The 4,501-nt window shown below is 22.0% G+C and carries 4 protein-coding genes; all 4 read right to left on the minus strand.

All coding sequences use genetic code 11. The annotated features are described in order from the left end of the window. Positions 1-54 precede the first annotated feature (54 nt). The 4 genes from EZH24_RS07540 to EZH24_RS07555 all read right to left on the minus strand — a co-directional run bounded on the left by EZH24_RS07540 (position 55) and on the right by EZH24_RS07555 (position 4,281). Positions 55-804 (minus strand): Abi-alpha family protein, encoded by a 750-nt coding sequence (locus tag EZH24_RS07540; RefSeq protein WP_137998507.1) that lies wholly within the window; start codon positions 802-804, stop codon positions 55-57. 128 nt (positions 805-932) lie between these two features. Further along, positions 933-1,928, minus strand: a complete 996-nt coding sequence (locus EZH24_RS07545; RefSeq protein ID WP_137998508.1) for a hypothetical protein — start codon at positions 1,926-1,928, stop codon at positions 933-935. Between the two features lie 33 nt (positions 1,929-1,961). Then, positions 1,962-4,022: an ATP-binding protein gene (locus EZH24_RS07550; RefSeq protein WP_137998509.1), complete on the minus strand. Its 2,061-nt coding sequence runs from the start codon at positions 4,020-4,022 to the stop codon at positions 1,962-1,964. 58 nt (positions 4,023-4,080) lie between these two features. Further along, on the minus strand, positions 4,081-4,281 hold the full coding sequence (locus EZH24_RS07555) for a DUF6290 family protein (protein WP_028328975.1): 201 nt from the start codon (positions 4,279-4,281) through the stop codon (positions 4,081-4,083). Positions 4,282-4,501: the final 220 nt, after the last annotated feature.

Consider the following 4,501-nt stretch of genomic DNA (forward strand, 5'->3'; position numbering starts at 1 on the left):
TTTTAGATTATATCAATTAGATACAGTGTTGCGATAATTACTGTTATTGAAATATTATTTTTTTAATATATTTTCAAAATAATTTTTAATATCTATTATCTCAAGTAATTCTTTACATTTATCATTATAACAAACTTTTATAAAATATTCACCAAATGAAGTAAGTTTTACTCTATCATGTACAATATAATTATATTCATTAATACAAACATCTAATTTAGTCATATTTATAGTACTATCTTCAAAATAAATTAAATTTAAAGATTTTAATCTATCAAAAATGTATGAATAATTTAAATTTGCATTATTTTTATATATAATTTTTCGATTATTTTTATTAATGATATCTATTTGATTTATTCTATAATCATTCAAGCAGTAAGCATCGTATATTCTATATATTTCATAATTATTTGATACATCTAACAATCCTCTTGCTTCTTGAGAAGACATTTGTTTTAGGATTTGTGTAAATGCTGGATGTACTAAATTTGATGTATTTTTATCCATAGAGGATTTTAAAAGATTGTAAAACATTTCATGTAAAGGTGTTTCCTTTTCATTTAATAATATACCTTCAATACTTGGTATTAATATATTTCTTTCTGATTCTACAATTTCTTTATCTTTTAAATCTTTTGATAATCTATTATTTAAATATTCAAAAAAATTATCTCTATCTTTAATAAATGATTTTATCTTATCTAAAAAAGTACAAGCAATATAAGCACCTGCACCTTCTATAGCCCCATCTCTAAAAGAAGAAATCATATCATTTATAATTCTAATTAAATCATTATTCATTTTTTATTTACCTGTTACGATTAGTAATATAAATTACTTATATTATTTATGAACCTTATTCATAAACATATTTTTATTGAATAAAGTGTACTTTCGTAATAAATACTATATCAAATAAAATAATATTATTAATCAATATTAATATCACTATGTAACTTATGAGTTTCTTTTCTATTAAATAATTTTTTATTTTCACATTTTAATTCTACGAATAGTTTATTTGGCATAATAGTATTAAATCCCAATTTTAATAAGTTAACATAGTCTGAATAAATAATATTTATAGGGATTTCATCTGTATTATCTCCTCTACAATAATAATCTTCTATTAATGTTTCTAAATTATCAACTCTTTCTAGTGTTTCATTAACCCAATATTCTCCATCTTTAATTAAAAGTCCTGATTTATTTAAAGTAGATAAAAAATTTTTTAACTGTTTAGCATATTTTTTCTCATATAGTCCTTTTTTGAGATATCGTTCTCCACCTACACTATAATATCTCATAAAACTCAAAGCTTCCACTAAAAAATACCTATTATCAATTAATATATCAAATCCTAATTTTTTATATAATTCAGGAAAAATATTTTTATAAACTAGAAAAGAATCTGAATATATAGATTCTATTGTTTTATCTATAATAAATATTTCATAATATTTAACTTGAGGGTATGTATAAACTATAATATTAGTATTATTATAATGTCTATATATTTTACCATAGTGAATTTCTTTAAAGTCTGATATGTTATTAGAACCTAATAATTTTTCTATATCTTTTATTCTAGTTTGATATATAATTTCATATAATTTTTGGTTATCTAATACATATAAATCCTTGCCAACATAATCATTATATTTACTGAAATCAGGTTTATCTGATTTTATTTTTATATCCATAGTTCCATTTTTATCGAAAACACTCATTACTGTTTCTTTATTTAAATTTTTTAATTGTAATTTTACATCAGGATTACTATCATTTTGCTCCTTTATTAACTCTAAATTGCAATCTATTTTATATTTATTTAATGATGATACGACTGATACTATAGCCCCTATAACTGATACTATAGCTCCTATAATCGATACTATAATTGATATTATTTGGCTTAAATTCATTTTTATTTTCCTTTTAATATTATTATATAAATATCACTTTTTTAGATTCATTTTAGATTCTATTTTTTTTATATTTATATCTGGATAATTATTTTTTATATATTCTAAAGCATCCATATCCTTAGTTTTTAAATATGAACCTAAATAAGATAATTTTCGTTTATTTTCACTTATTATATCTGACCATCTTAGAATATAAACATTTAAATCACAACTGTTTGAAGTTTCTAATAAACCAGTTTTAGTATCTGATAATTTGCTTTCTGCAAATTCCGATATATAACTACTTATTAAAATTAATTTATACGAGTAATTTATTTTTGATAATGCTTGTTCTTTTTCAATAGCAAATTTATATTCAGAAATTTGATTTATTTCTTTCCTATCTATTTCTTTAGAAAACCTTTTTAACTCTATTACTAATATTTCTTTTTTTTGGGTATTTCCTTTATCTATTTCTGTCCATACAAATAAATCCATTCTATCTTTATTTTCTTTTATTGTAGACAAATCAGCATCATCTCCAAAAACACTTTTTCTTAATTTTTCAAATGTTTTTGATATTGTTTTATCAGATTGCACTATTTTAGTACCATTATATTCAGAACCAAATATCCATAAATTATTTTCTATTAGTTTATGTAAGTGGTCTCTTTCATTTATATATTCATTATAATCTTTATTATATGCTAATTCAGAAAGGTTTTCTATAAATAATTGTTTTGAAGCTACTTCATTTGCAAATGGTACTATATATTCTAAATCTGCTTTATCTAATAAAGATTTTAATTCATCAACTTGGGGTTTTGGTAAATCTCCTAGTTTATCTAGTATAATTGTTATATTTCCATCTGCTATACATTTATTAACTAAAGGATATATAATATTTTTTAATTTATTTTGTTTCTCTAATAGTTTAAATTTTTTTTCTATACAATAACAAAATCTTATATAAACCATCTCTTCAGATTCTGATGGAGTATTTTTTTTATAAGGATACGTATTATCTTTTTTCAAATTAGTTTCAAAATCATAATAATCTTTGTATTCTTCGTAGAAAAATGTATCCAAATGTTTTTTTATTTCATCTTTCAAATGAGTAAGATTCTCATCCATATTACTAATATCTATATTTCTAAATGCATCTTTTTCTTTGTTAAACATATCCGAATATATGTATATAACCCAAGAAGATACATTTGGAGTTGATAAATGATATTCGTAAGATGCTGCTATATTTTTTATATTATCATTATCAACTAATAATGATACAACTTTATTATTATTATTTTTTGTATCTTTATATTCAATGGCCTCATAATTAAAATTATATTTGTTTCCATCTAATGAAATAAATTCTTTATCGAATTTTTGAGATGATATCTTATATTTATTAGGATCTAATTCTTTATTATTTATAATAAATGATACTTTTTTATCTATTATATAAAGGTAATAATGTATAAATATGTTTTCCCAAATATTATTTTTAGCTTTTTCTTCTGTTGAAAGTTTTTCGCTAATTTTATATTGCTTTTTATCTTTGTAATCTGCATCATTTGAATAACCATCTTCTATTGTTACTTGGAAATAAGATTCTGAATTAATACCAATATTTTCATATTTTACATTTATATTAAGATGCTCAAAAGTAAGATCTTTTATATTTTCTAAAGATAATACGAAACTTGATCTTATAAAAGCATTTTCTTTCATATCATATGCAACAGTTTCAAAAGTTACAATTTTTCCAAGCTGAAATGAAGAAAACCTACCAACTCCTCTACCTGTTAGTTTGCTATTATTTGCCATTTCCAAAAGTTTTTTATTTAAATCTGATTTTGATACTCCAACACCATTATCTTTTATAATGATCTTATTTATGGAGTTTTCTATAAATTCTTCTTTATCATTCACACTAGTATCAATAGTTATTTCTATCTTAGATGCAGATGCTTGTATAGAATTATTAATTAATTCACATAATGCTAAAAATGTATCTTTATTTGTTGCTAGAGTATTTTGTATTATTCTAGCATTGACTTTCATTTTACTTAAAACTATCTCAGATGACCCACTCATATTTATTCCCATATTTTAATACTTTTATGTTTCGATAACCTTTATTATCGCAACACCTATAATTAATAAATTATATATTTAATTCTTTTAATACAGCATCTCTAATGTACTGAGATACACTGACATTATTCTGTTCTGCTTTTTCTTTTATTAGGAGCTGTTCTTTTTCACTAACACGCATGTATAATTTAATGTCAAGCCTATCTTCTGTTTTTCTTTTCGGTCCAGAGTTAGCTCTAGCTCCTCCCCAACTATTTTTTTTATTATCCATTATTATGACCTCTTTTCAATAAAAGAACTAATACTAATATATTAAGTGATAATGATACTACAGATAATATTGCATTTACAGTTGTTAACATCTTGACAACTCCTTTATAATGTATATAATATTAACTATGGAAGTCAGGAGCCAAGTCGGCTAACTTAGCTCCCTTTCGTAACTAATAAAAATTATTTTTTAATTTTTATTAGCTTAACCACAATTACGA

It is taken from the genome of Brachyspira catarrhinii, from assembly GCF_005518285.1.
Classification (GTDB): domain Bacteria; phylum Spirochaetota; class Brachyspiria; order Brachyspirales; family Brachyspiraceae; genus Brachyspira; species Brachyspira catarrhinii.

Bases quoted from the DNA above. Each gene is read 5' to 3' on its own strand.
- EZH24_RS07540 (WP_137998507.1), bottom strand. From the start codon at position 804: ATGAATAATGATTTAATTAGAATTATAAATGATATGATTTCTTCTTTT.
- EZH24_RS07545 (WP_137998508.1), bottom strand. From the start codon at position 1,928: ATGAATTTAAGCCAAATAATATCAATTATAGTATCGATTATAGGAGCT.
- EZH24_RS07550 (WP_137998509.1), bottom strand. From the start codon at position 4,022: ATGGGAATAAATATGAGTGGGTCATCTGAGATAGTTTTAAGTAAAATG.
- EZH24_RS07555 (WP_028328975.1), bottom strand. From the start codon at position 4,281: ATGGATAATAAAAAAAATAGTTGGGGAGGAGCTAGAGCTAACTCTGGA.